General features: G+C 60.7%; 18 protein-coding genes and 3 pseudogenes. 10 read left to right on the plus strand and 11 right to left on the minus strand.

All coding sequences use genetic code 11. The features are described from left to right. Positions 1-14: 14 nt before the first annotated feature. From GHK62_RS07990 to virB11, 6 genes are read left to right on the plus strand one after another with little or no spacing between them, the layout of a single operon-like run. The gene (locus GHK62_RS07990) at positions 15-950 is read left to right on the plus strand and encodes a TrbL/VirB6 family protein (RefSeq protein WP_184108706.1); all 936 of its coding nucleotides are present in this window, start codon (positions 15-17) and stop codon (positions 948-950) included. A 37-nt stretch (positions 951-987) separates the two neighbouring features. Further along, positions 988-1,263: a hypothetical protein gene (locus tag GHK62_RS07995; protein ID WP_153437903.1), complete on the plus strand. Its 276-nt coding sequence runs from the start codon at positions 988-990 to the stop codon at positions 1,261-1,263. A 4-nt stretch (positions 1,264-1,267) separates the two neighbouring features. Beyond that, complete coding sequence (locus tag GHK62_RS08000; protein ID WP_153437905.1) at positions 1,268-1,939, plus strand: VirB8 family type IV secretion system protein; 672 nt, start codon at positions 1,268-1,270, stop codon at positions 1,937-1,939. Then, positions 1,939-2,790: a P-type conjugative transfer protein VirB9 gene (gene virB9, locus GHK62_RS08005; RefSeq protein WP_153437907.1), complete on the plus strand. Its 852-nt coding sequence runs from the start codon at positions 1,939-1,941 to the stop codon at positions 2,788-2,790. Before GHK62_RS08000 ends, virB9 begins: the two co-directional genes overlap by 1 nt. 9 nt (positions 2,791-2,799) lie before the next feature. After that, a complete protein-coding gene (gene virB10 / locus GHK62_RS08010; RefSeq protein WP_153437909.1) occupies positions 2,800-3,972 on the plus strand; it encodes a type IV secretion system protein VirB10 in 1,173 nt (390 codons plus the stop codon). A 10-nt stretch (positions 3,973-3,982) separates the two neighbouring features. Further along, positions 3,983-4,972: a P-type DNA transfer ATPase VirB11 gene (gene virB11, locus GHK62_RS08015; protein ID WP_153438030.1), complete on the plus strand. Its 990-nt coding sequence runs from the start codon at positions 3,983-3,985 to the stop codon at positions 4,970-4,972. A gap of 247 nt (positions 4,973-5,219) precedes the next feature. Here the strand turns inward: virB11 and GHK62_RS08020 are convergent. After that, a pseudogene (locus GHK62_RS08020) lies at positions 5,220-5,755 on the minus strand (amidohydrolase family protein); the annotation flags it as partial. Positions 5,756-5,802: 47 nt separating this feature from the next. Here GHK62_RS08020 and GHK62_RS08025 point away from each other — a divergent pair. Both GHK62_RS08025 and GHK62_RS08030 read left to right on the plus strand, forming a co-directional pair. After that, positions 5,803-6,121, plus strand: a pseudogene (locus GHK62_RS08025) (PIN domain-containing protein). A gap of 15 nt (positions 6,122-6,136) precedes the next feature. Continuing rightward, a pseudogene (locus GHK62_RS08030) lies at positions 6,137-6,358 on the plus strand (molybdate ABC transporter substrate-binding protein); the annotation flags it as partial. Positions 6,359-6,671: 313 nt separating this feature from the next. Here the strand turns inward: GHK62_RS08030 and GHK62_RS08035 are convergent. The 3 genes from GHK62_RS08035 to GHK62_RS08050 all read right to left on the minus strand — a co-directional run bounded on the left by GHK62_RS08035 (position 6,672) and on the right by GHK62_RS08050 (position 10,197). After that, the gene (locus GHK62_RS08035) at positions 6,672-7,649 is read right to left on the minus strand and encodes a threonine/serine dehydratase family protein (protein WP_184108702.1); all 978 of its coding nucleotides are present in this window, start codon (positions 7,647-7,649) and stop codon (positions 6,672-6,674) included. Next, entirely contained in the window at positions 7,649-8,641 is a 993-nt protein-coding gene (locus GHK62_RS08040; protein WP_153437912.1) for an ornithine cyclodeaminase family protein, read from the minus strand. The genes GHK62_RS08035 and GHK62_RS08040 overlap by 1 nt, the downstream gene beginning before the upstream one ends. Before the next feature lie 230 nt (positions 8,642-8,871). Beyond that, positions 8,872-10,197, minus strand: a complete 1,326-nt coding sequence (locus GHK62_RS08050; protein ID WP_153437914.1) for an NAD(P)/FAD-dependent oxidoreductase — start codon at positions 10,195-10,197, stop codon at positions 8,872-8,874. Between the two features lie 233 nt (positions 10,198-10,430). On the opposite strand from GHK62_RS08050, the gene GHK62_RS08055 reads away from it, so the two are divergent. Next, a complete protein-coding gene (locus GHK62_RS08055) occupies positions 10,431-10,907 on the plus strand; it encodes an Lrp/AsnC family transcriptional regulator (RefSeq protein ID WP_136508554.1) in 477 nt (158 codons plus the stop codon). Positions 10,908-11,135: 228 nt separating this feature from the next. On the opposite strand, the gene GHK62_RS08060 is transcribed toward GHK62_RS08055, so the two are convergent. From GHK62_RS08060 to GHK62_RS08090, 7 genes are all read right to left on the minus strand, one after another. After that, positions 11,136-12,791 (minus strand): ABC transporter ATP-binding protein, encoded by a 1,656-nt coding sequence (locus tag GHK62_RS08060; RefSeq protein WP_153437916.1) that lies wholly within the window; start codon positions 12,789-12,791, stop codon positions 11,136-11,138. Next, positions 12,791-13,654 carry an ABC transporter permease gene (locus tag GHK62_RS08065; RefSeq protein ID WP_153437918.1) on the minus strand — a complete coding sequence of 288 codons (864 nt, stop codon included), beginning with the start codon at positions 13,652-13,654 and terminating at the stop codon, positions 12,791-12,793. The genes GHK62_RS08060 and GHK62_RS08065 overlap by 1 nt, the downstream gene beginning before the upstream one ends. Further along, a complete protein-coding gene (locus tag GHK62_RS08070) occupies positions 13,651-14,601 on the minus strand; it encodes an ABC transporter permease (RefSeq protein ID WP_184108700.1) in 951 nt (316 codons plus the stop codon). The genes GHK62_RS08065 and GHK62_RS08070 overlap by 4 nt, the downstream gene beginning before the upstream one ends. Before the next feature lie 92 nt (positions 14,602-14,693). Beyond that, positions 14,694-16,304 carry an ABC transporter substrate-binding protein gene (locus GHK62_RS08075; RefSeq protein ID WP_153437920.1) on the minus strand — a complete coding sequence of 537 codons (1,611 nt, stop codon included), beginning with the start codon at positions 16,302-16,304 and terminating at the stop codon, positions 14,694-14,696. Between the two features lie 65 nt (positions 16,305-16,369). Beyond that, positions 16,370-17,083: an HAD-IA family hydrolase gene (locus GHK62_RS08080; RefSeq protein WP_184108698.1), complete on the minus strand. Its 714-nt coding sequence runs from the start codon at positions 17,081-17,083 to the stop codon at positions 16,370-16,372. A 243-nt stretch (positions 17,084-17,326) separates the two neighbouring features. Then, positions 17,327-18,703 (minus strand): aspartate aminotransferase family protein, encoded by a 1,377-nt coding sequence (locus GHK62_RS08085; RefSeq protein WP_153437923.1) that lies wholly within the window; start codon positions 18,701-18,703, stop codon positions 17,327-17,329. A gap of 14 nt (positions 18,704-18,717) precedes the next feature. Further along, entirely contained in the window at positions 18,718-19,554 is an 837-nt protein-coding gene (locus tag GHK62_RS08090; RefSeq protein ID WP_153437925.1) for a GNAT family N-acetyltransferase, read from the minus strand. Positions 19,555-19,871: 317 nt separating this feature from the next. Here GHK62_RS08090 and GHK62_RS08095 point away from each other — a divergent pair, with 317 nt between their 5' ends. Further along, positions 19,872-20,540, plus strand: coding sequence for a haloacid dehalogenase type II (locus GHK62_RS08095; RefSeq protein ID WP_153437927.1), 669 nt, complete (start codon positions 19,872-19,874; stop codon positions 20,538-20,540). Positions 20,541-20,554 lie beyond the last annotated feature (14 nt).

The following is a 20,554-nucleotide window of genomic DNA, read 5'->3' on the forward strand; positions in this document are numbered from 1 at the left end:
TCGGAGTCAAAACCGTGTATCAAGTCTTCGCCTTTGTCGACGGGCAGTTCAAGGCACCACTTGAGAACTTCATCTCCTCGGGAACGTCGAACATTGCCGAGTGGGCCTCGGGGCCCCTGACGGCGGCGGTCACCCTTTACGTGGTGCTCTATGGCTATCTCGTTCTCCGCGGTTCAGTTCAGGAACCGGTCCTCGATTTCGCCTTCCGCGCGATCAAGCTCGCCATCATCGTGATGCTGGTAAAGAACGCCAGCGAATATCAGACCTATGTCACTAACATCTTCTTCGAGGTGCTCCCACGCGAAATCTCGCAGGCGCTGAACACCGGCACGGCACCGAGCGCCTCGACCTTCGACAGCCTGCTCGACAAGGGGCAACAGTGTGCCAAAGAGATCTGGGCGCGCGCCTCCTGGCCTATCGACATCGTCAGCGGCACCAGCGGCATGCTCGTGATCGGCGCAAGCTTCATTGTCGCCGCCATAGGCTACATCGTCTCGCTCTATGCCAGGCTGGCGCTTGCAATCGTGCTCGCGATCGGGCCGATTTTCGTGGCGCTCGCCATGTTCCAGTCGACGCGGCGCTTCACAGAAGCCTGGATCGGGCAGCTTGCGAACTTCGTGATCCTCCAGGTCCTCGTCGTCGCCGTCGGCTCACTGCTGATCACCTCAGTCGACACGACCTTTTCAGCAATCGAGGGGTATAGCGATGTGCTGATGCGGCCGATCGCGCTTGGCGCCATCTGCTTCGCCGCTCTCTACGTCTTCTACCAGCTTCCCAGCATCGCCTCGGCGCTTGCCGCCGGCGGCGCGTCCTTGACCTACGGTTATGGTGCGGCGCGTGAAGTGCATGAGAGCACGCTCGCCCGGGCCACCTCACTCGGCTTCCGTGCCGCCGGCCGCGGTGTCCGCGCCGTTGGTCGAACCTTCAGCTCGAAAGGCTCCGGATCATGACGCTTTTCGCACGAACAAGAAAAAAGGCTCTTCAGGAATGATCAAAACACTTCCGCTGCTTTGCGTGGCGGTCGCCCTAAGCGGTTGCGCTTCACTGACCGATCCTCTCCCGAAATGCGACGGCTATTCCCGCCGGGCTCTCAATCGCTCGATGTGGCAGTGGGAGGACAATAGCAACCTCAAACAGAAACAGTCCGATGCGCGACCGGCGGCTTCTCAGTCCGTCGCCATGGCTTACGTCAAAGAGGGCAGGGAACCTTCCGCCTTTGCCCATCTCGACAGCGATGCCTCCTATCGTCGTTGCGAGGACTGACGCCATGGTCTCCGGCGACGAACTCAAGTCATATTTCGAGAAGGCTCGGCGCTTCGATCAGGATCGCATGATCCAGGTCGAACGCTCGGCACGCATCGCCTGGTCCGTGGCCATGTTTGCCGGTATCCTTGCCGGTGCGTCGATCTTCGCCGTCGCCGGCCTCACGCCGCTCAAAACGGTCGAGCCGTTTGTCGTGCGGGTCGACAATTCGACGGGCATCGTCGATGTCGTCTCGGCGCTGACGTCGACCGCCGGCACCTATGACGAGGCGGTCACCAAATACTTTGCCGCGAAATACGTCCGGGCCCGCGAAGGTTACGTCTGGAGCGAGGCGGAGGAGAATTTCCGCACCGTCGCCTTGCTATCGACGCAACCGGAGCAGGCCCGGTTTTCGGCGATCTATCGCGGCAGCAATCCGGAGTCGCCGCAGAACACCTATGGACGCAGCGCCACCGCGCGCATCAGCATCGCCTCGATCTCGCTGATCAATCCGCATGTCGTATCCGTCCGCTACATGCGCACGGTCACCCGCGGAGAAGAAGTCCGGGCAACCCATTGGGTTGCGACGCTCACCTTCTCCTATGCCAACGCGCCGATGTCGTCGACGGATCGGCTGGTGAATCCCCTCGGTTTTGCAGTCAGCGAATACCGGGCCGATCCGGAGGCCATCAACTGATGCGGACTATTTTCGTCGCCACCCTCCTCCTTACGGCCTCCGCCTCCACGGCGCTTGCCCTCGAAATTCCGCGCGGCGCTTCACAGGACAGTCGTGTCCGTTTCGTCGACTACCAGCCCTACAACATCACCCGCATCATCGGCTCGCTGCGCTCTTCGGTGCAGGTGGAATTTGCGGCCGACGAAGAGATCGCCCATGTCGCGCTCGGCAACAGTGTGGCCTGGGAAGTCGCGCCGGCGGGCAACATCCTGTTTCTCAAACCGCGAGAAAATCAGCCGGTCACCAATATCTCTGTCGTCACCACCCGGCGCGACGGATCGACCCGAAGCTACCAGATGGAATTGACGGTGCGGGATGGGAAGGTGGAGGTCGGTCAGAACACCTACTTCTACGTCAAGTACCGATATCCGGCCGACGAAGCCGAACGACGACGACAGGATGCGGCGGCGCGAGCGATCGCCGCGCAGGCGAAGGAGGCCGACAACGTGTTGGCCATTCATGACGCCTATGGGCCGCGGAACTGGCGTTACTCCGCACAAGGCGCACAGGCGCTGGAACCGCAATCAGTCTACGACAATGGCAAGGTCACGACCTTCGCCTTCGTCGGCAACCAGGAGATGCCTGCCATCTATATCGAGAATTCGGACGGAAGCGAAAGCCTGGTGCCCAAGGCTGTCGACGGCAACCTCGTCCTGGTTCACGCGATCAGCCGCAAGTTCATTCTTCGGAGAGGAGGGGAAGTGCTCTGCGTCTTCAACGAAGCCTATGACCGGGTCGGCATCAATCCGGATACCAATACGACCTCGCCGTCGGTCGAGCGCATCGTGAAGACCGAAGTCACGGCACAGTAGGGAATTGTCATGATTCAGGAAGACGAAAGCCGAATTCCGGGTGAGCGAGCCGAAACCGTCGCGGCCAGACGGATCGACAACAATCCAGTCCTGAAGCGCGGGGCGGTAGCGCTGGCCGTTGTTGCCTTTGTCGCCTTTGCCCTGTGGTCGATGAGCGGCGAAAGTACCCAGCAAGAAAACGTCCAGCCGGAGCGGGTGGTCATCCGGCAGACGACGAACTTCGAGCCGGCCGAGGAACAAGCGGAGCCGGTCCAGGCCGAACCGGAAGTGAAGCTGCCGACCCCCGTCGTGGCAGAAGAGGTGAAGGCGGAAGATCCACTGCTCGACTCGGCGCGGCGGGCGCCCGTCATGGCCTATAGCGGCGGACAGAGAAACGCGACGTCGCGCCGGGATACCGCGGATCCTACCATATCGACGGACAGCAATTTCCTGCCGCTCGATGGAAACATGATGGACCAGAACACGGCCAATGCCGATGAACAGCGATTCAACGGATTGCTACGGCCGACCAGGCTTGAGGGCTCGCGCGCCGGCACGCTCGGCAACCGGAACTTCATCGTTGCAATGGGAACCTCGATACCCTGTGTTCTCGAAACTGCCATGGCATCTGATCAGCCCGGCTTTACAAGCTGCGTGATCAACCGGGATGTCCTTTCGGACAATGGCCGGGTCGTGCTGATGGAGAAAGGCACCCAGGTCGTCGGCGAGTACCGCGGCGGCCTACAGCGAGGGCAGAAGCGCCTGTTCGTGCTCTGGAACCGCGCGAAAACCCCGAATGGCGTCATCGTCACATTGGCGTCGCCGGCGACAGATGCGCTCGGCCGCGCCGGCGTCGACGGCTATGTCGACACCCACTGGTGGGAGCGGTTTGGAAGTGCGCTTCTTCTCTCGATCGTCGGCGATGCCACAAGCTATGCCAGCAGCCGCCTTCAGGACAGCGACGTCGATGCGCAGAATACGACGAGCGCCGGTCAGCAAGCGGCCGCCATCGCGGTCGAGCAATCGATCAACATCCCTCCGACGCTCAACAAACATCAGGGTGAACTCGTCTCGATCTTCGTGGCGCGGGATCTGGACTTTTCCGGTGTCTATGGATTGCGGGTGAGCGAGCCGAGGAACAAGATCCTGGACCGGGCCGTGCTGGGGGACTTCAGCCCGCGGTCAACGCTCGTGACGAAGTAGGGTAGGCGTGATGACCGAAGGTCCTGACGCGACAGTCGTTCGTGAGTTGCTCTCTCCGTTCGCGCCGTACCTGGATGACCCGTCGCTTTACGAAGTGATCGTCAATCGGCCCGGGCAGGTGCTGACAGAAGGCGCCGATGGTTGGCGGACTCATGATCTGCCGGAGCTTACTTTCGAAAAGCTTATGCGCTTTGCCCGGGCCGTGGCCAGTTTCTCCCATCAATCCATCGACGAAACGCGGCCGATCCTGTCGGCGACCCTGCCGGGGGACGAACGGATCCAGATCGTCATTCCGCCCGCTACGACCAGGAACACGGTCAGCGTCACCATCCGAAAGCCCTCCTCGGTTACGTTCACGCTCGATGATCTTGAGCAAAGCGAGTTTTTCTCCGAGACCCGGACAACCAACGAAGACAGTTCGACGACGGATCAGGGTTTGCTGGCGCTGTACCAGGCCGGTCGCTATAAGGATTTTCTGCGGGAAGCCGTCATTTCACGGAAAAACATTATCATCTCTGGCGCAACCGGATCGGCCAAGACGACACTCTCGAAAGCGCTGATCAAGCACATTCCGGTGCATGAGCGGATCATTTCGATCGAAGACACTCCTGAACTCGTTATTCCGCAGCCCAACCACGTGCGCCTCTTCTATTCGAAAGGCGCCCAGGGACTTTCGCGTGCCGGACCCAAACAACTGTTGGAATCATGCCTCCGGATGCGGCCGGACCGCATTCTGCTGCAGGAACTCCGTGATGGCACGGCATTCTACTACGTCCGCAACGTCAACTCCGGCCACCCCGGATCGATCACCACCGTGCATGCCGACTCCGCCAAGCTCGCCTTCCAACAGTTGACGCTTCTTGTGAAGGAGTCCGAAGGGGGCCGCAATTTGGATCGGGAAGACATCGACAGATTGTTGAGGGTCTCGATCGACGTCATTATTCAATGCAAGCGAATGGATGGTCGGTTTCGCGCAACAGAAATCTACTTTCGAGGCTGAAAAAGCCTCCTACTCGGCAGTCCCGACAATTTTTGGATTTAGCCAAGGCGCTGCTGAGCGTCCAAGCGGTGATCTGCTGCTTCATTGGCGACTTATGACCGTAATGGGCAATTCGGTTGTCGTATCAGCCGTGGCGCTCACGTTCCGCATTGGTGCACCTCTGATAGATCTGTGAGTTTTCCTTCGTTCTGACGGTCATCGGGATCGAGCTTCGACCTCTGCCTGCTGGCCGGGATCTGGGGTGAAGTCAACAGTCCGGGACGGCGGGTAGCGGAATAGGTCTCTGGAATGTGCGGTGTAATCGTCCCCAACCGGGATCGTGCATATGGGCGTGCAAACCGGCCCGTTCCACGAGCGCCTTTGCTTCGGCTTCCCCGAAAACCGGCGCTTCATACATGTCGGTGGTCAGTACCGTGCCTTCCTCCATGAGAATCCTGCCTTCGACGATCACCGTGTCGACATCACTGCCGAGAACCTGATGGATCAGCCGGTGAACCGGCATCCGGTTGGGCATCAGATGCGGCTTGCGCTTCGATGATGGCGATATCCGCCTTCTGTCCACCTCGAGCGAACCTATCTCGTGATCCATGCCGATCGTGCGGCCGCATGATCATCTCGAAGACTTTGCCCGGCGGGAGGATGTAGCGGTCGTGATTATGCGGGAGGTGCTGGGTGGATTGAGCGATTCGTGCAATCTGGAGCATATCGAAATGACGGCTCGGAGCCGCGCCATCCGAAGTGATCGCGACCGGCACGCCCAGCCATCATCTGCATGTTAGGGGTTTCGAGCCGCACCGCGTTGAAATCAGGCCGCGCGAAGTGGACTTGTCTTGAGATACCTGCTGGATACGAACGTCGTCTCCGAACTGCGCAAGGTCGGCGACGGCAAAGCCGACGCCAATGTAGTGGCGTGGGTCGGAGCGGAAGATGCGACGCGCTTCTTCCTTTCGGCAATCACGATTCTTGAACTGGAGCGCGGTGTATTTGGGGTGCAACGCCGGGACGCCACACACGAGGCTCGGTTGCGTTCTTGAGGCCGACGCGCTGATTGCGGCCACGGCTCTCGTCCACGACATGATCGTCGTGACGCGAAGCATCAGGGACTTCGAAGGCACTGGCGTCGTCATTGTTGATCCTTGGCAAGGCTGACCTGCATCACTTCCACTCGGATGCCTTCGGTTGACCTCGATTGCAGCGTCGTCTGATCGATTCCCCGATGTCATGCTTGTCGGTCGGTTTCCGGCGGAACTCCAAAGTTACATCGACCTCGCCATTGGCATCAGTGCCAATCCAAAGGACACAAAAGCTGCCAAACAACTGTCGGAGTTTCTGGTGTCGGCTGAGGTCGATGGCACCTTGGCGGCAAAGGGCATCGAACGCCGCTAAGGGCATGCTTGAAAAGCAGCCATCGGCTCACGGCCATCGGCTGATGGGCGTGGCCGTGGCAGCCTCGTGCTAGTCTAGTGCCCAAGCGTCCGCTCTGGCTCGAAGCGCACCTTGCATGTCAGGATGCTAAGGTCCGAATCGGGTCGGATCCTCCCTTTCACCGTCGCAAAAGGGTGACAAGCGGTCGTCGCCAAGCAGGTCGCCGAACGGCGTGTTCGGGCCGCATTCCGGAGCGGCAGATTCTTGCTTGGCGATGCGGATCTCAGACGTTCAACTGCGATCGGGGTGGTGAACTGACCGAAGCTGCGACTGATTACCCCGCTACATTGTATATCTCGGCAAGATCGCGTAGATCCCAGTTCCCGCCAGACAACACCGCACAGACTTTTTCATCGGGCTTGACGTCTATGGTGCCCGCCAACAGTGCTCCGACGCCAATCGAGGCGGCTGGTTCAGCGATCAGTTTCGCATCCTTGGCAAGAGCACGCATACCGGCGATGATGTGCTCGTCTTCAACAAGAATAATCTCGTCCACATACTTTTCGACAATCGGATACGGGTTTTGACCCGGAACGCTTATCCGCAAGCCATCCGCAATAGTGTTCTTCAAGGGAAGCGATGTGGGCTCCTTGTTTATCCGGCTGTGAAAATACTTCGGTGTCAAGGCAGGCTCTGCCCCGATAACGCGCACTGATGGTTTCGTTTCTTTGATGGCGGTAGCAATTCCCGAGATTAAGCCTCCGCCGCCCACGGGAACGATGACCGTATCTACATCGTCCAGGTCCTGCAGTATTTCACACCCGATCGTTCCCTGACCGGCCATCACGATGGGGTCCTCAAATGCGTGAACAGCCACGTATTTGTTTTCTTCCGCGATCTCGTACACCCTTTTCCATCTGGCGGCGGTGTCGCCATCGAAAAGAATGACGTCTGCCCCGAGGGCTTTTGTATTTTCGATCTTGATTTTGGGCGCGGTGACCGGAAGCACCAATATTGCTTTTACGCCCAACATCCTGGCGGCATAAGCAAGCCCTTGGGCATGGTTGCCCGACGACGTCGCAATAATGCCGTTTGCGATCTCTTCTCTCGAGAGCGAGAGAGCCTTGTTCAGTGCGCCGCGGATCTTGAAGGCGCCAGTAATCTGCAGGGTTTCCGGTTTGAGATACAGCTGACAACCAGCGGCTTTCTCTATTTTTTCTGCACGCAATAACGGCGTGTGCCTGACGTGCGGTTTCAGCCGTTCCCGGGCTTCCCGAATGTCCTGAATGGTGGGGTAGTTGCGCATAGTCATCACTCAAAAAAATGAAAGAAGGTGCCGACGTTATTGGCTATTGCGTTCTGATAGATTTTGCTGGCTGTCGTATTGTCTTGTATGGCCATCCCCGTGGAATCGAAAATCGTGATTTCGTCATCACTTTCTCGTCCCGGCTTCCTTCCCAGCAATACCTCGCCGATTTCGCCATGGATGTCGTCTTTAGTGATGATGTTCTTATTCAGCGGGTGCCAGGTCTCGCCCTTTTCTGAGCATTGCGAGATCGAGTCGACGATGATTTTCGCGTTTCTGAAGAGCTCCGGATCCAGCTCCTGTTTGCCGCGTTGATCCGTGCCGATTGCAACGATATGTGTACCGGGCTTCACCCAATCCGCTTCCACAAGCGACCCTTTCCCGCGGGTCGTCGTAATCAAGATATCGGCCTGCTCAACGGCTTCTTTTTTGGAGTTTGCCATGATTACAGGAATGCCGAATTCGCTTTCGATTTCCGCTTTGTATCTGGAAAGCGTGTCCGGGTGACTGTCCCATGCGTGGATTTCTTCGATCTTCATGATCTCGTTGACTGCCCGAACTTGCATTCTTGCCTGATTTCCTGTCCCGATCGATGCGACCGTCCTGGCGTTCTTTCTCGCCAGGGCTTTGACGGAGACTGCTCCAGACGCCCCCGTTCTGAGGCCAGTGATCAAGCTTCCATCCATGATGCAAATCAACGCACAGCTCCTGGCATCAAAAAGGAGAATGGTCCCCATGCCACTAGGCACGCCGTAGGCTGTCGGGTTATCAATGAACCCTCCAGAAGATGCTTTCATGGAGATCACTTCATTGGCTTTGTAGTAACCAAGCTTGAAATCGATTTCCCCACGAGGCGACGGGAGATGCATCCCTATATAATCAGGTTGTTCCACCTGATGATTGTTAAAGGCTTTGTATGCCTCTTCCACCGCGCCGATGACTTCTGTCATGCCGATTAGCCGTCGTACTTCATCCTTCTTAAGCAGCAGCGTTTTCATGCATGACCTCTCGATTTTTGGGTTCATGGGGTGCATCGGCACGGCAACACCCTGTACCGCAATCATCATAGTGGGAGAGCGGGGAGACTAGTGTCCGCATTCGCCGCGACCTGAAGCAGGTTGTTTTGTATCGCATAGGGGCTTTGGCAGAGAGTTGCGGCAGGCGTCTTTCGAGCTTAGGCGAAAATGTTGGAAGAGGCGCTTGCCCAGATTGGTCCCCATGCGGGGATCTAAAAGTCAGCGACTTGACCCCAGGCGGATTTTCGGAAGCGATCCGGATGGTAGGGGCGTGGATCGACGATCGGCTCGTGACCGGTCACGATGTCTGCGACCAAGTGGCCGGCGCCCGGACCGATACCGAAGCCGTGCCCGCTGAAGCCGGCGGCGAGGATGAAACCCGGTACGGCGGCGATTTCGCCGATGCCCGGCACACCGTCCGGCGTGCTGTCGATATAACCTGCCCATGCGGCGGTGATGCTGGTGTTCTTAAGGTCGGGCAGGAGGTCGAGCGCGCGCGAATGGGTAAGGCGAATAGTGTCCTTATCGACGGCGGGATCAAGGATGCGCATGCGCTCCATTGGCGTCGGGGCATCGAGGCTCCAGTGAGTCAGGCTCTCGTGACCGGAGCGGAAACCTTCGAGGCCGCCGGGTGCAAGGCTGCGCCAGCGCCGAGCGAACATCGGCAGAAACTGCGGCGCGAAACGCAATTGCTGCGGCGTAGGATCGACACGGCCGCGGCCGCTGATGGCGAGCGTGTAGCCGCCGTCCCGGCGGCGCGTCACCGAAACGGCGGCCGTGTGCAATGCATCCGGAAGGCCGATGGCGCCTGGCGAGACAGCAAGAATCGACGAGCGGACCGACGCCTGGGGAAAGCGGATGCCGAACTGCCGGCAGAAGGAGGAGGCCCAGGCGCCGCCGGCGAGGACGGCCGTTTTCGTGCGGATGGTGCCATGCTCGGTCACGACACCGGATAGGCGACCGCCTTCTGTCTCTATGCCGCGGGCGGCGCAGGACTGGTGCACGGTGCCGCCAATCTTCAGGATCGCACGCGCGACCGCGGGTGCCGCGCTTGCCGGATCGGCGGTGCCGTCGGTCGGCGAAAAGACGCCACCCTTCCATGGCTTGCCCGTTGCCCGGCCGCGCTCGGTCGCCTCCGCGCTGTCGAGCATGTGGGTGGTGACGCCGACGGTCAGGGCGAAATCGCGCCAGCGCGCCCAGCCGGCCAATTCCTCTTCGCTATTGCTGAGATAGAACAACCCGCAGCGCCGGAAGCCGGTGTCCTCGCCGCTCTCGGCGGCGAAACGCTCCCAAAGATCAAGGCTCTTCGTCGCCATCGGCAATTCGCGGGCGTCACGGTTCTGCTGGCGGCACCAACCCCAGTTGCGACTTGACTGCTCGGCGCCGATCCGTCCCTTCTCGACGAGGGCGACCTTCAATCCGCGGCGGGCAAGGTAATAGGCCGCGAATACGCCGACAATGCCGCCGCCGATCACCACGGCATCGGCGGTTTCGGGTAGCTGCGGCGTTGTGTCGATGAGTTTCAGCGGTGCTGGCATGGCGTGACCTCCGTTACGGCTACAGTCTAGCGGCTTTGGCGCAACGGCGTTGCCGGACTGCGACTGCGCGCAGCACAAGATTCCGTCTTGCGGGAGCAATGCCGCCCTTTCTGCTTTGGCCTATTGTGCCAAACGAAATCGACACGTCTCTCCAGTGTGTTAAGGTCATAGCTGGGAAAGTCGCAGCACAATCTGCTGTCCCGTTGGCCACTTAGCAAGGGGGAAGGCGCGCCATGAAACTCGACCGGATCGACATCAAGATTCTGTACGAACTGCAGAAGAATGGCCGCATCACCAATGTGGAACTCGCCGAATTGGTTAACCTGTCGCCGAGTCCTTGCCTGATGCGGGTCAAGAAGCTGCAGTCGGAGGGCTATATCGAGGGCTACTCGGCGCAGATCAACGTCAGCAAGCTCGGGCAAACCCTTACGGTCTTCACCGAGATCACGCTGAAGAACCACCGGCAGATCGACTTCGCCCGGTTCCTGGCGGCGATAGACAAGGTCGATCAGGTGATAGAATGCCATCTGGTGTCCGGCGGCTACGACTATCTTCTGAAATTCGTCACGGCCGGGATCGGCGAATATCAGACGATCATGGAGCGCCTCACCGACATGGACGTGGGCATCGACAAATATTTCAGCTTCGTCGTGCTGAAGTCGCCGATCGTCAAGGCGCACATGCCGCTGACCAGCCTGTTCCGCATGTAGGTTTTTAGCTTCCTCACCTGCAGCGCCGCGCGTCTTATCAGACGCGCAAATGGCAGTGTAGCACTTTGAATTTCTGCATGTCGTTGTCCTTCAATCGAGGTCCAGGAGACATGCAGTAGCCTTCTCTCCGTTTTGCTTGTGCGGCTGCCGCGAGCCTCCTTCGCCCCGCTTGCGGGGAGAACGCGGCCGGCAGGCCGGATGAGGGGGCGTTCTGCTAAGCAATGCCGCTCAGCGTCGGCAATAGGCCCTCACCAATTCCGGATCCTGCTCGAGGCCATCGAGCCAGGCGGGATCGAGCTTCGGCACCGACGAGAAGAGCAACTGCGAATAAGGGTGGTGCGGCGCATTGACCTTGGCCGGAGTGATGTCCTCAACCTTTTTGCCGCCATACATCACGACGATTTCGTCGCAGATCGCCTCCACCACGGAGAGATCGTGGCTGATGAAGATGTAAGAGAGACCGAGCTCGCGCTGCAATTCTTTCAGCAGCTCGATGACGGCGGCGGCGACCACCGTGTCGAGCGCCGAGGTAATCTCGTCGCAAAGGATCAACTTCGGATCGGCGGCGAGCGCCCGGGCGAAGTTGACGCGCTGCTTTTGGCCGCCGGAAAGCTCGCCCGGCCGGCGATGACGGAGGTTGCGAGGCAGGCGCACCATGTCGAGCAGCTCGTCGATGCGTGCGTTGCGCGCCTTGGCATTCATCCCGTGATAGAAGGTAAGTGGCCGGGCTAAGATGTCCTCGACGGATTTCGCCGGATTAAGCGCCGTATCGGCGTATTGGAAGACGATCTGCATTTCGCGTAGTTCATCGCGCGAGCGCTCGCGGGCGCTGCGACCGAGTTCCTTGCCGTCGAAGACAATCTTGCCGACGGCGGCCGGCAAGATGCCGGCGATGGTGCGAGCGAGCGTCGACTTGCCGCAACCGGACTCGCCGATGATACCGAGGTTGCGCCCTTTCTCCACCTTGAGACTGACATGCTCGACGGCGCGCACAAGCGGCAAGCCGTCGCTCTGGGACGGACCGTATCCCGCGACCAGGTTTTCGATCTTCAGAAGCGGAGCCGGGGCGGTCTCGGCTGTGTCGGCAGCCTCCCGGGGCTTTGGTTCAAAGGCGGAGAGGAGTTCGCGCGTGTAAGGGTGCTTGGCGTTCGAGAGGATTTCCTCGGTGGTGCCGACCTCCTGTACCTCGCCGCCCTTCAATACGATGATGCGGTCGGCGATCTGGGCGACCACCGCGAGGTCATGGGAGACATAGACGCCGGCAATGCCGCCCTTCTTCATCACCGACTTGAAGGCGCGCAGCACCTCGATCTGCGTCGTTACGTCGAGCGCCGTTGTCGGCTCGTCGAAGATGACGAGCTTAGGACCACCGATAAGCGCCATGGCCGCGGAAAGACGCTGCAGTTGCCCGCCGGAAACCTGGTGCGGATAGCGGCCTCCGATCGTCTCGGGCTCGGGCAGCGACAGCGCGCGGAATAGGCCGACGGCGCGGGAGCGCGCCTCGTCGGCCGCCATGAGCCCGTGGATACGGGTGACCTCGATCACCTGGTCCATGATCGTGGCGGCCGGATTGAATGCGGCGGCGGCGGATTGCGGAACATAGGTGACTTCGGTGCCGCGCACCCTCGCGCGCTGCTTTTCGCTGAGGGTCATCATATCCTTTCCAGCCACCGAGACGCTGCCGCCGGCAACGCGACAGCCCGGACGGGCATATCCCATCAGCGTCAGCGCTATCGTCGTCTTGCCCGAGCCGCTTTCGCCGATCAGCGCCACGATCTCGCCTTCGGCGATGTCGAGGCTGACGCCGTTGATGATCTCGACGCGGCGGCCGGAATCGGTGGTGGCTTCGACCTTCAGGTCACGGATTTCTACGAGATTGCCCATCATTCGCTCCGATCCCGGATCTTACGCGGCAGGTTGTCGATCAGCAGGTTCACGCTGATGGTGAGGCTGGCGATCGCAAAGGAGGGAGCCATCACCGCCGGTGCGCCAAAGGGAAGGCCGCCGATGTTCTCGCGCACGAGAGCCCCCCAGTCGGCATAGGGCGGCTGGACGCCAAGGCCGAGAAAGGAGAGGCCGGAGAGCAGGAGAACGATGAAGACGAAGCGGATGCCGAGGTCGGCAAGTACCGGGCCGATGATGTTCGGCAGGATTTCCGAGCGGATGAGATAAAGCGTGCTCTCGCCGCGGATCCGGGCGACGGTGATGAAATCCATCGCGTTGATATTTACGGCAAGCGCGCGGGCGAAGCGGTAGGCGCCTGGGATGTAGATCACCGACAGCGTCAGGATCAGCACCGGAATGGACGAGCCGACGGCGGCGACCACCACGAGGCCGAAGAGCTTGCTCGGGATCGAGTTGAGGGCGTCGAGGAAGCGGCTCAGGACCGTGTCGAGCCACCCGCCGGCGACCGCTGCGATCATGCCGAGGACCACCCCGGTGAAACAGGCGATGGTGACTGCTGCAAGCGAGATGCCGACCGTGTAGCGGGCACCCATCAGAATCCGCGAAAACATATCGCGGCCGAGGTAATCGGAGCCGAGCCAGAAGTCGCGGCTCATCGGGCCGAAGTAATCGAGGTCAACGATTTCCCCGACCGGGTAGGGGATGATCAGCGGCGCGAAGATCGCGACGAGCGCCCAGCAAAGGATGATCGAAAGGCCGACCATCCCGACGATATTGAAGCGATAGCCGAGCCGGGTTCCGGAAATCCGGGCAGACTTGGTCTCAGAATGGGTCATTGTCATCGTAGCCTCGGATTGGAAAGGATGGCGATGATGTCCGCTGTCGTGATCAGGAGCAGGTAGCCGAGACAGAAGATCATCGCGCAGCTCTGGATCAGCGGCAGATCGCGCGTGGAGACAGCATCGACCATCAGCTTGGCAATACCGGGATAATTGAAGATCGTCTCGACGATAATGACGCCGCCGAGCAGATAGGAGAGCGAAAGCGCGACCGCATTAACAATCGGCCCCAGAGCATTTGGTAGCGCATGGCGAAACACCATGCGCGGCCGGGAGGCGCCCTTGAGCAGCGCCATCTCCACATAGGGCGTGTTGAGCGTCTCAATCACTGCCGCGCGCGTCATACGGATCATCTGAGCCGAGATGACGAAGGTGAGTGTGATCACCGGCATGGCATAGATGCGCAGAAGATCGGTGAGCGACGTCACCTCATTGGCGAAGGAGAGCGCCGGCAGCCATTTCAGATAGACGGCGAAGATCAGCACGGCTGAGGTCGCTATCATGAATTCCGGCACGGAGATGACGCCGATCGTCAACACGGTGACGATGCGGTCGTAGAGCGAGCCGCGCAGCATCGCTGCCGTGATGCCGAGCGTGAGTGCGATCGGCACGGAGAAGAGGGCGGTGACGCCGGCGAGCTGCAGCGTGTTAACAAGGCGCCCGCCAATCAGATCTGCGACCGGCATCTCGTTAGCATAGGATGTGCCGAGGTCGCCTTGCAGCAAACCGACGATCCAGCGCAGGAAGCGGAAGATTGCCGGTTCGTCGAGATGCATGGCCTGGCGCAGACCTTCGACGGCCTCCGGCGTGGCGGCCTGGCCGAGCAGGATCGACGCGGTATCTCCCGGCAGGAGTGTCGTCGCGAAGAAGACGGCGAAGGAAACGATCACCAAGGTGATCACGGCGATGAGCAATCTGCTCAGCACAAGGGATAGGACACGGTTGTTCACGGCGCTCCCTCTCGGCTTTCAGGACAGGTTTCGAACCATAATGCCGAGGGGCCGCAGCGATGCGGCTGCAGCCCCCAAGCCCAGTTGCTCAATCAGGCCTCGAGCCAGACATATTCCGCAAAAGCATAACCCATCTGCCCACCAAGCGGATTGGCTTCCAAGCCCTTGAGCTTGGCGGTGATCGCGTCGACGTTGGAGATATAGGCCGGAATGATGGTGCCGGCCTCGTTGGCGACCATTACCTGCATCTCGTTGTAGATCGCCTTGCGCTTCTCCTGGTCGAGCGAGCCGCGCGCCTCGATCAGCATCTTATCGAATTTCTCCGATTTGTATTGGCTCTCGTTCCACGGAGCCTCCGAGGCGTAGAGCAGCGAGAACAGGATATCCGGTGTCGGACGCGGGTTGATATTGCCGAAGTGGACCGGCGCCTTCAGCCAGTAATTGTCCCAATAACCGTCCGAGGGTACGCGCTGGACGTCGAGCTTCAGGCCGATCTCGGCCGCAGAGGCCTGGATGATCATTGCCATGTCGATCGCCGAGTTGGCCGCCTCAGATGCGATCACTGGGATCGACTGTCCCAGCACGCCGGCCTTCTCGAAGTGGAACTTCGCCTTCTCGGGATCAAAGGCGCGCGGCTTCAGGTCGGGATTGTGATAGAAGTTGGCCGGGGATACCGGCTGGTCGTTACCGACCTCGCCCAAGCCGCGCAGCGCCGATTTGACGATCTGCTCGCGGTTGACGAGGTACTTCATGCCCTCGACGAAGTCGCGCTTGCTGCCGGGTTCCATGTCCAACCGCATGTTGAGATTGGTGTAGTTGCCGGAGGTGGTCTTCGAGAGCACGAAGCCATCGCCCTGGCTCTCGACCAGGCGCATCGAACGCGGATTGATTGTGGCGGCCAAATGGATATCACCGGACAGGAGCGCATTCACGCGCGAGCTGTCGTCGCTGATCGCGAAATACTCGAAGGAATCGACGTGCGGTCCGGACTTCCAGTAATTCTTGTTCTTGATACCAACGGAGCGCACGCCTGGCTCGAAGACCTCTCTTACGAAAGCGCCCGTGCCGTTCCCCTTGGAGAAGTCGGTGGTGCCGTCGGCGACGATCATGAAGTGGTGCATCGACAGGATGGTCGGCAGGTCGGCGTTCGGATTGGCAAGCGTGATTTCGACGGTCTGCTTGTCAACCGCCCTGAAGCCGGTCATCTGTGCGGCGATCTTTGCGACCTTCGATCCGACGGATGGATCGAGATGGCGTTTCAACGAGAAGACCACGTCGTCGGCGGTCAACGGCTTGCCGTCGTGGAAGGTGACGCCCTTCCTAAGCTTGACTGTCCAGGTCTTCGCATCTTTGGTATCGATCGTTTCGGCCAGCTCCATCTGCGGCGTACCGCTTTTATCGAGGAAGGTGAGGCGGTTATAGAAGGAGCAGCAGCGCACATAGTCGGTAGACAGCGACGCCTTGGCCGGGTCGAGCGTGTCGGCGGTGGAGGATGACCAGCCGGCTGCCTTGAGCACGCCGCCGGAAACCGGTGTCGCCGCAACCGCATTACCGGCTCGGCCGAGCACGAGGGTGCCTGCGGAGAGGGCGACACCGCCGGCCAGCATCATCTGCAGCAGTTCGCGGCGGGTGGCGCCGCGACGGATGGCGTTTTCGACCATGGCGTCGTCGGATTTGGTCCAATTGGTGATCTTGTCGTTCATGTCATTCCCCTTTTCGTCTGTTGGCGGGCTGCCCGTCTTCCGTGGGCTTAGACCCAGTGAACTGGTTAGCTACGTGCGACGGCCACGGCATCGGCGAGGCCGGCCATGGAGGTGAAGTGGTAGTCGGGCTCGGTGAACTCGGCCGGCTCTATGGTGCCGCCGTAACCTTCCTGCGCGTGGCGTCGCTCGATCCAGCAGTTGGTCAGCCCAAGCTTCCGTGAAATGCCGATGTCGTGGTACTGGCTCTGCGCGACATGCAGGACATCGTCCTTCGAATTGCCTTCCGAGCCGATGAAGTCGAAAACCTTCTGAAAGAAGGCGGGATCAGGCTTTTCGGTGCCGGTATCGTCGGCGGTGAAGGCGGCGTAGAAGGGATCGCCCAGTTCCTTGGCGAAGAAATCGAAGGCCCAGCGGCGCGCATTGGTCATAGCGACAAGCCGGTAATCCTTCGCAAGGCGCGCCAGCGCTTCGGCGCTGTCTCCGAAGGCCCTCCAGTTCCCGGCGGAGTCCCTCAGACGCTCGCCATATTTCCGCTCAGTCGGAAGGCCGAGCTTCGGCGCGATTTCAAGATAGACGCGCACCAGATCGTCCGGGAAGAGGTCGGCGTCCTTGGAGTAGCGCGCCGTGCGGTAGAGGCTGAGCGCCTCCTCGCCGTCGATCGTGACACCAGCCTCGGCGGCGATGCCGGCAAGGCAATCCTTGAGGCCGCCCTCGAAGTCGATCAGCGTGCCGACGACGTCGAACGTCATGTATTTGAATTCGGGAAGGCTCTTGTACACATCGATTCCCCAGTTTTTTCGCGTCCCAGGCCGGAACGCCGACTTCATCAAGAAGAATATTCTGTTCCCGTCGGCGGGATGTTTTCCCCCGCTCTTGCTGGAAAGGCCGCATATGCTGGGATCCGGCCGCTTCCTTGATTTGAGTTTGGCAGTTGTGCCGCGCTGGAGTCTCTGAAAGGGCACCGTGGCGCGGCACAAAATTTCGAATATGGCGGTTCCGCGATATATCGCGTCAGTCGTCCATCAGGCCCTCAAAGCCTGGCGAACATCCAGGTCTTCCAAGGTCTCGTCCAACGTTTGGCGGGTGCGCTCGACGATTGCGTCGATCTCCGCTTCGGTGCAGCAGAGCGGCGGCGCGTAGCCCAGCACGCCATTGGCGAAGGCACGGATGACAAGGCCGTTTTCCCAGGCACGGTCGAAGATGCGGCGCGCCGGCTCCGCGGCTGCCGGCAAAGGGGTCTTCCTCACTTTGTCGACGACGAGCTCGACGGCGGCCAGCATGCCGCGGCCGCGCACATCGCCGACGAGCGGGTGGTCTCTCAGGCTTTCAAGGCCCTGCATCAGACGGGCACCGGCCTTCCGCCCGTTTTCCAGCAGACCGCCTTCGTAAAGCTTCAGCACTTCCAGGCCGACCGCCGCACTGACCGGATGAGCCGAATAGGTATAGCCGTGGCCGACGGCGGCAGCGCCGGCACCGTCGGCGATCGTCTGATAGACATGGTCGGCCATGAAGACCGCGCCCATCGGAACATAGCCGGAGGTAAGCCCCTTCGCCGTGGCGATGAAATCCGGCACGATCTCGTCCTCCTCGCAGGCGAAGAGCGGGCCAGTGCGGCCGAAGCCGGTGATCACCTCGTCTGCAACGAACAGGATGCCGAGCTCGCGGCAGAGTTCGCGCATCGCCTTCATCCAGCCCTTGGGCGGCACCAGCACGCCGCCCGAGCCCTGGATCGGCTCGGCGTAGAAGGCGGCGACCCGTTCGGGGCCGATTTCCTCGACCTTGCGCCTCAGCGCGGCGAGCGAGGCGTCGATGATCGCCTGCGGAGCCTCACCCACCGGATTGCGGTAGGCATAATGCGACGGGATCTTGTGCTGCCAGTCGAAAGGAATGCCGAAGCCGGCATGGAAGGCCGGCAGCGCGGTCAGCCCGGCGCCGACCGTCGAGGAGCCGTGATAGCCCTGTTCGACCGAGATGAATTGATCGCGCTGCGGCTCGCCACGGGCAATCCAATAGTAGCGGATGAAGCGGATCGTACTGTCGACGGCATCGGAGCCGCCTAGCGTAAAATAGACATGGTTGAGATCGCCTGGCGCGCGTTCGGCGAGTTCCGAAGCGAGGCGGATTGCCGGCTCCGAACCGAGGCCGAAATAGGCCGTCGCGTAGGGCAGTTCACGCATCTGCTTTGCCGCCGCCTCGACGATGCTCTCATGTCCGTAGCCGGCATTGACGCACCAGAGGCCGGCGAAACCGTCGATCAGCTGCTTGCCCGAAGCGTCGGTAACCGTCGCGCCCTTGGCAGAGGCGAGCACGCGCACGCCGAGCTTTTCGTGGCTGCGATAGGAGGCGACCGGATGGATGAGGTGGGCGCGATCGAGTTCGATGAGAGAGTTGCTGTACATCAAAAATCTCCGGATCAGCCGAGCGCCTGGTTGGCGAGGGCAAAGGTGTTAGCGATGGGATCGGCGGATCGGCGGATCGGCGGCTTCATCATGGCGATGCCGCCGCCGACATGGGCCATTCCCAGTTCGGCAAGCCAGGGCGCGAGGCCGGTGGCGGCCGTGGTGTCCACTCTGAGGAACCGGCCAGGCCGTGCGGCAATGAAATGCGCGACAAGCGCCTTGGCATCATCAAGGTCGGCGGCAACGACCGGCCCGATGACCTCGCCGCGGCCAAACGGGCGTATCGCCGCGAAACCCGAGACACGGCCTTCACGGCGGCGGATGGCGAATTCACCGGCTCTGGCGAGATAAGCGACCAATCCTTTGCGGTCGGCGCCGAATGCGCGGCGGTCGAGCGCCGCGATAGCGTCGATGTCGGCAGCGGTTGCGCTCTCGATCCCCCGCGGCGCGGCGACGGCGCCGACCACACCCTGGTGCTGCAGCACGCGCCCGGTCTCCTGAAAGCCAAGTTTCTCATAGAGCGCCAACCCCTCGGTGGTCGCCACGAGCCGCAGCGGTCGATCGCCGGCGATCCGCAGCGCGGCGTCCATGAGCGTCCGGCCGAGACCGCGGCCGCGCATCGTCTCGTCGACGATGACCATATTGATCGTCGCGCAGTTCGCCTTATAGGGCGTGACGAGCACAGTGCCGACGACCCGGGCATCCTCGATGGCCACCACGCCTTCGCTCAAGGCGAGCGCCATCTGCCAATCCTCCAGGCGATGCGGCCAGCCGGCCTGCCGGGAGAGCCTGACGGCGGCTTCCAGATGCTCGGTACCGAAGGCAGTGATCTCGATCTGATTTGTCTGCATGTGGATGTCCTTCATTTCCTGCCCTGAACTCTGCAGGAGTGGTGGCCGGCAGATCGTCTGAAGGCTGCGGCCCGCGCGATATCTTATAGCTTTGCTCTCGCGGGCTGCCGCATCTTATGCTGGCAGGCAGGAGCGGATGCGAAATGTGCGCGGCAAGAAGCAGGGCGGCGGGCAACGCTCGCAACCTTCTGCCAAAGCCGACTTTGGATACGATAGATTCTGCTTCGATCGTTGCGAAATCAGGTGAGCCGAGGAATGAGCTGGCGCCTATGATCTTACACGTAAACCCTGGTCCCGCTCTTTCAAGGATAGTTCACATGTCGACCTTCCGGCCGAAATACATCACCTTCGACTGCTATGGCACGCTGACCAACTTCCAGATGGCGGAAGCGGCGCGCGACCTCTACGGCGAACAACTCGACGAGCCGCGCATGGCGGAGTTCATCAAGAATTTCGCCGCCTATCGCCTCGACGAGATCCTCGGCGACTGGAAGCCCTATGCGGAGGTGGTGCACAATTCGCTCGAACGGACCTGCAAGCGCAATGGCATAAAATTCCGCGAGGAAGCGGCGCGCATGGTCTATGAGCGCGTCCCGAGTTGGGGTCCGCATCCCGACGTGCCTGCCGGTCTCGCCAAGGTCGCAAAAGAGATTCCTCTGGTCATTCTCTCGAATGCGATGAACTCGCAGATCATGTCGAACGTCGAAAAGCTGGGCGCTCCCTTCCACGCCGTCTACACTGCCGAACAGGCCCAGGCTTACAAGCCGCGTTTCAAGGCGTTCGAATACATGCTCGACATGCTCGGCTGCGGTCCGGAGGACATTCTTCACTGCTCGTCCTCCTTCCGCTATGACCTGATGTCGGCGCATGACCTCGGCATCAAAAACAAGGTCTGGGTCAATCGCGGCCACGAGCCGGCCAATCCCTATTACGGCTACGTGGAGATCACCGGTATCTCCGGCCTGCCGGGCGTCGTCGGGCTCTAAGAGAAGGCGCGTTC

This window comes from Sinorhizobium terangae (genome assembly GCF_009601505.1).
In the GTDB taxonomy this organism is placed as follows: domain Bacteria; phylum Pseudomonadota; class Alphaproteobacteria; order Rhizobiales; family Rhizobiaceae; genus Sinorhizobium; species Sinorhizobium terangae.

What these genes read in the sequence shown, in the direction of transcription:
- GHK62_RS07995 (WP_153437903.1), top strand. Translation starts at nt 988, where the DNA reads ATGATCAAAACACTTCCGCTGCTTTGCGTGGCGGTCGCCCTAAGCGGT.
- GHK62_RS08000 (WP_153437905.1), top strand. Translation starts at nt 1,268, where the DNA reads ATGGTCTCCGGCGACGAACTCAAGTCATATTTCGAGAAGGCTCGGCGC.
- virB9 (WP_153437907.1), top strand. Translation starts at nt 1,939, where the DNA reads ATGCGGACTATTTTCGTCGCCACCCTCCTCCTTACGGCCTCCGCCTCC.
- virB10 (WP_153437909.1), top strand. Translation starts at nt 2,800, where the DNA reads ATGATTCAGGAAGACGAAAGCCGAATTCCGGGTGAGCGAGCCGAAACC.
- virB11 (WP_153438030.1), top strand. Translation starts at nt 3,983, where the DNA reads ATGACCGAAGGTCCTGACGCGACAGTCGTTCGTGAGTTGCTCTCTCCG.
- GHK62_RS08035 (WP_184108702.1), bottom strand. Translation starts at nt 7,649, where the DNA reads ATGACTATGCGCAACTACCCCACCATTCAGGACATTCGGGAAGCCCGG.
- GHK62_RS08040 (WP_153437912.1), bottom strand. Translation starts at nt 8,641, where the DNA reads ATGAAAACGCTGCTGCTTAAGAAGGATGAAGTACGACGGCTAATCGGC.
- GHK62_RS08050 (WP_153437914.1), bottom strand. Translation starts at nt 10,197, where the DNA reads ATGCCAGCACCGCTGAAACTCATCGACACAACGCCGCAGCTACCCGAA.
- GHK62_RS08055 (WP_136508554.1), top strand. Translation starts at nt 10,431, where the DNA reads ATGAAACTCGACCGGATCGACATCAAGATTCTGTACGAACTGCAGAAG.
- GHK62_RS08060 (WP_153437916.1), bottom strand. Translation starts at nt 12,791, where the DNA reads ATGGGCAATCTCGTAGAAATCCGTGACCTGAAGGTCGAAGCCACCACC.
- GHK62_RS08065 (WP_153437918.1), bottom strand. Translation starts at nt 13,654, where the DNA reads ATGACAATGACCCATTCTGAGACCAAGTCTGCCCGGATTTCCGGAACC.
- GHK62_RS08075 (WP_153437920.1), bottom strand. Translation starts at nt 16,304, where the DNA reads ATGAACGACAAGATCACCAATTGGACCAAATCCGACGACGCCATGGTC.
- GHK62_RS08085 (WP_153437923.1), bottom strand. Translation starts at nt 18,703, where the DNA reads ATGTACAGCAACTCTCTCATCGAACTCGATCGCGCCCACCTCATCCAT.
- GHK62_RS08090 (WP_153437925.1), bottom strand. Translation starts at nt 19,554, where the DNA reads ATGCAGACAAATCAGATCGAGATCACTGCCTTCGGTACCGAGCATCTG.
- GHK62_RS08095 (WP_153437927.1), top strand. Translation starts at nt 19,872, where the DNA reads ATGTCGACCTTCCGGCCGAAATACATCACCTTCGACTGCTATGGCACG.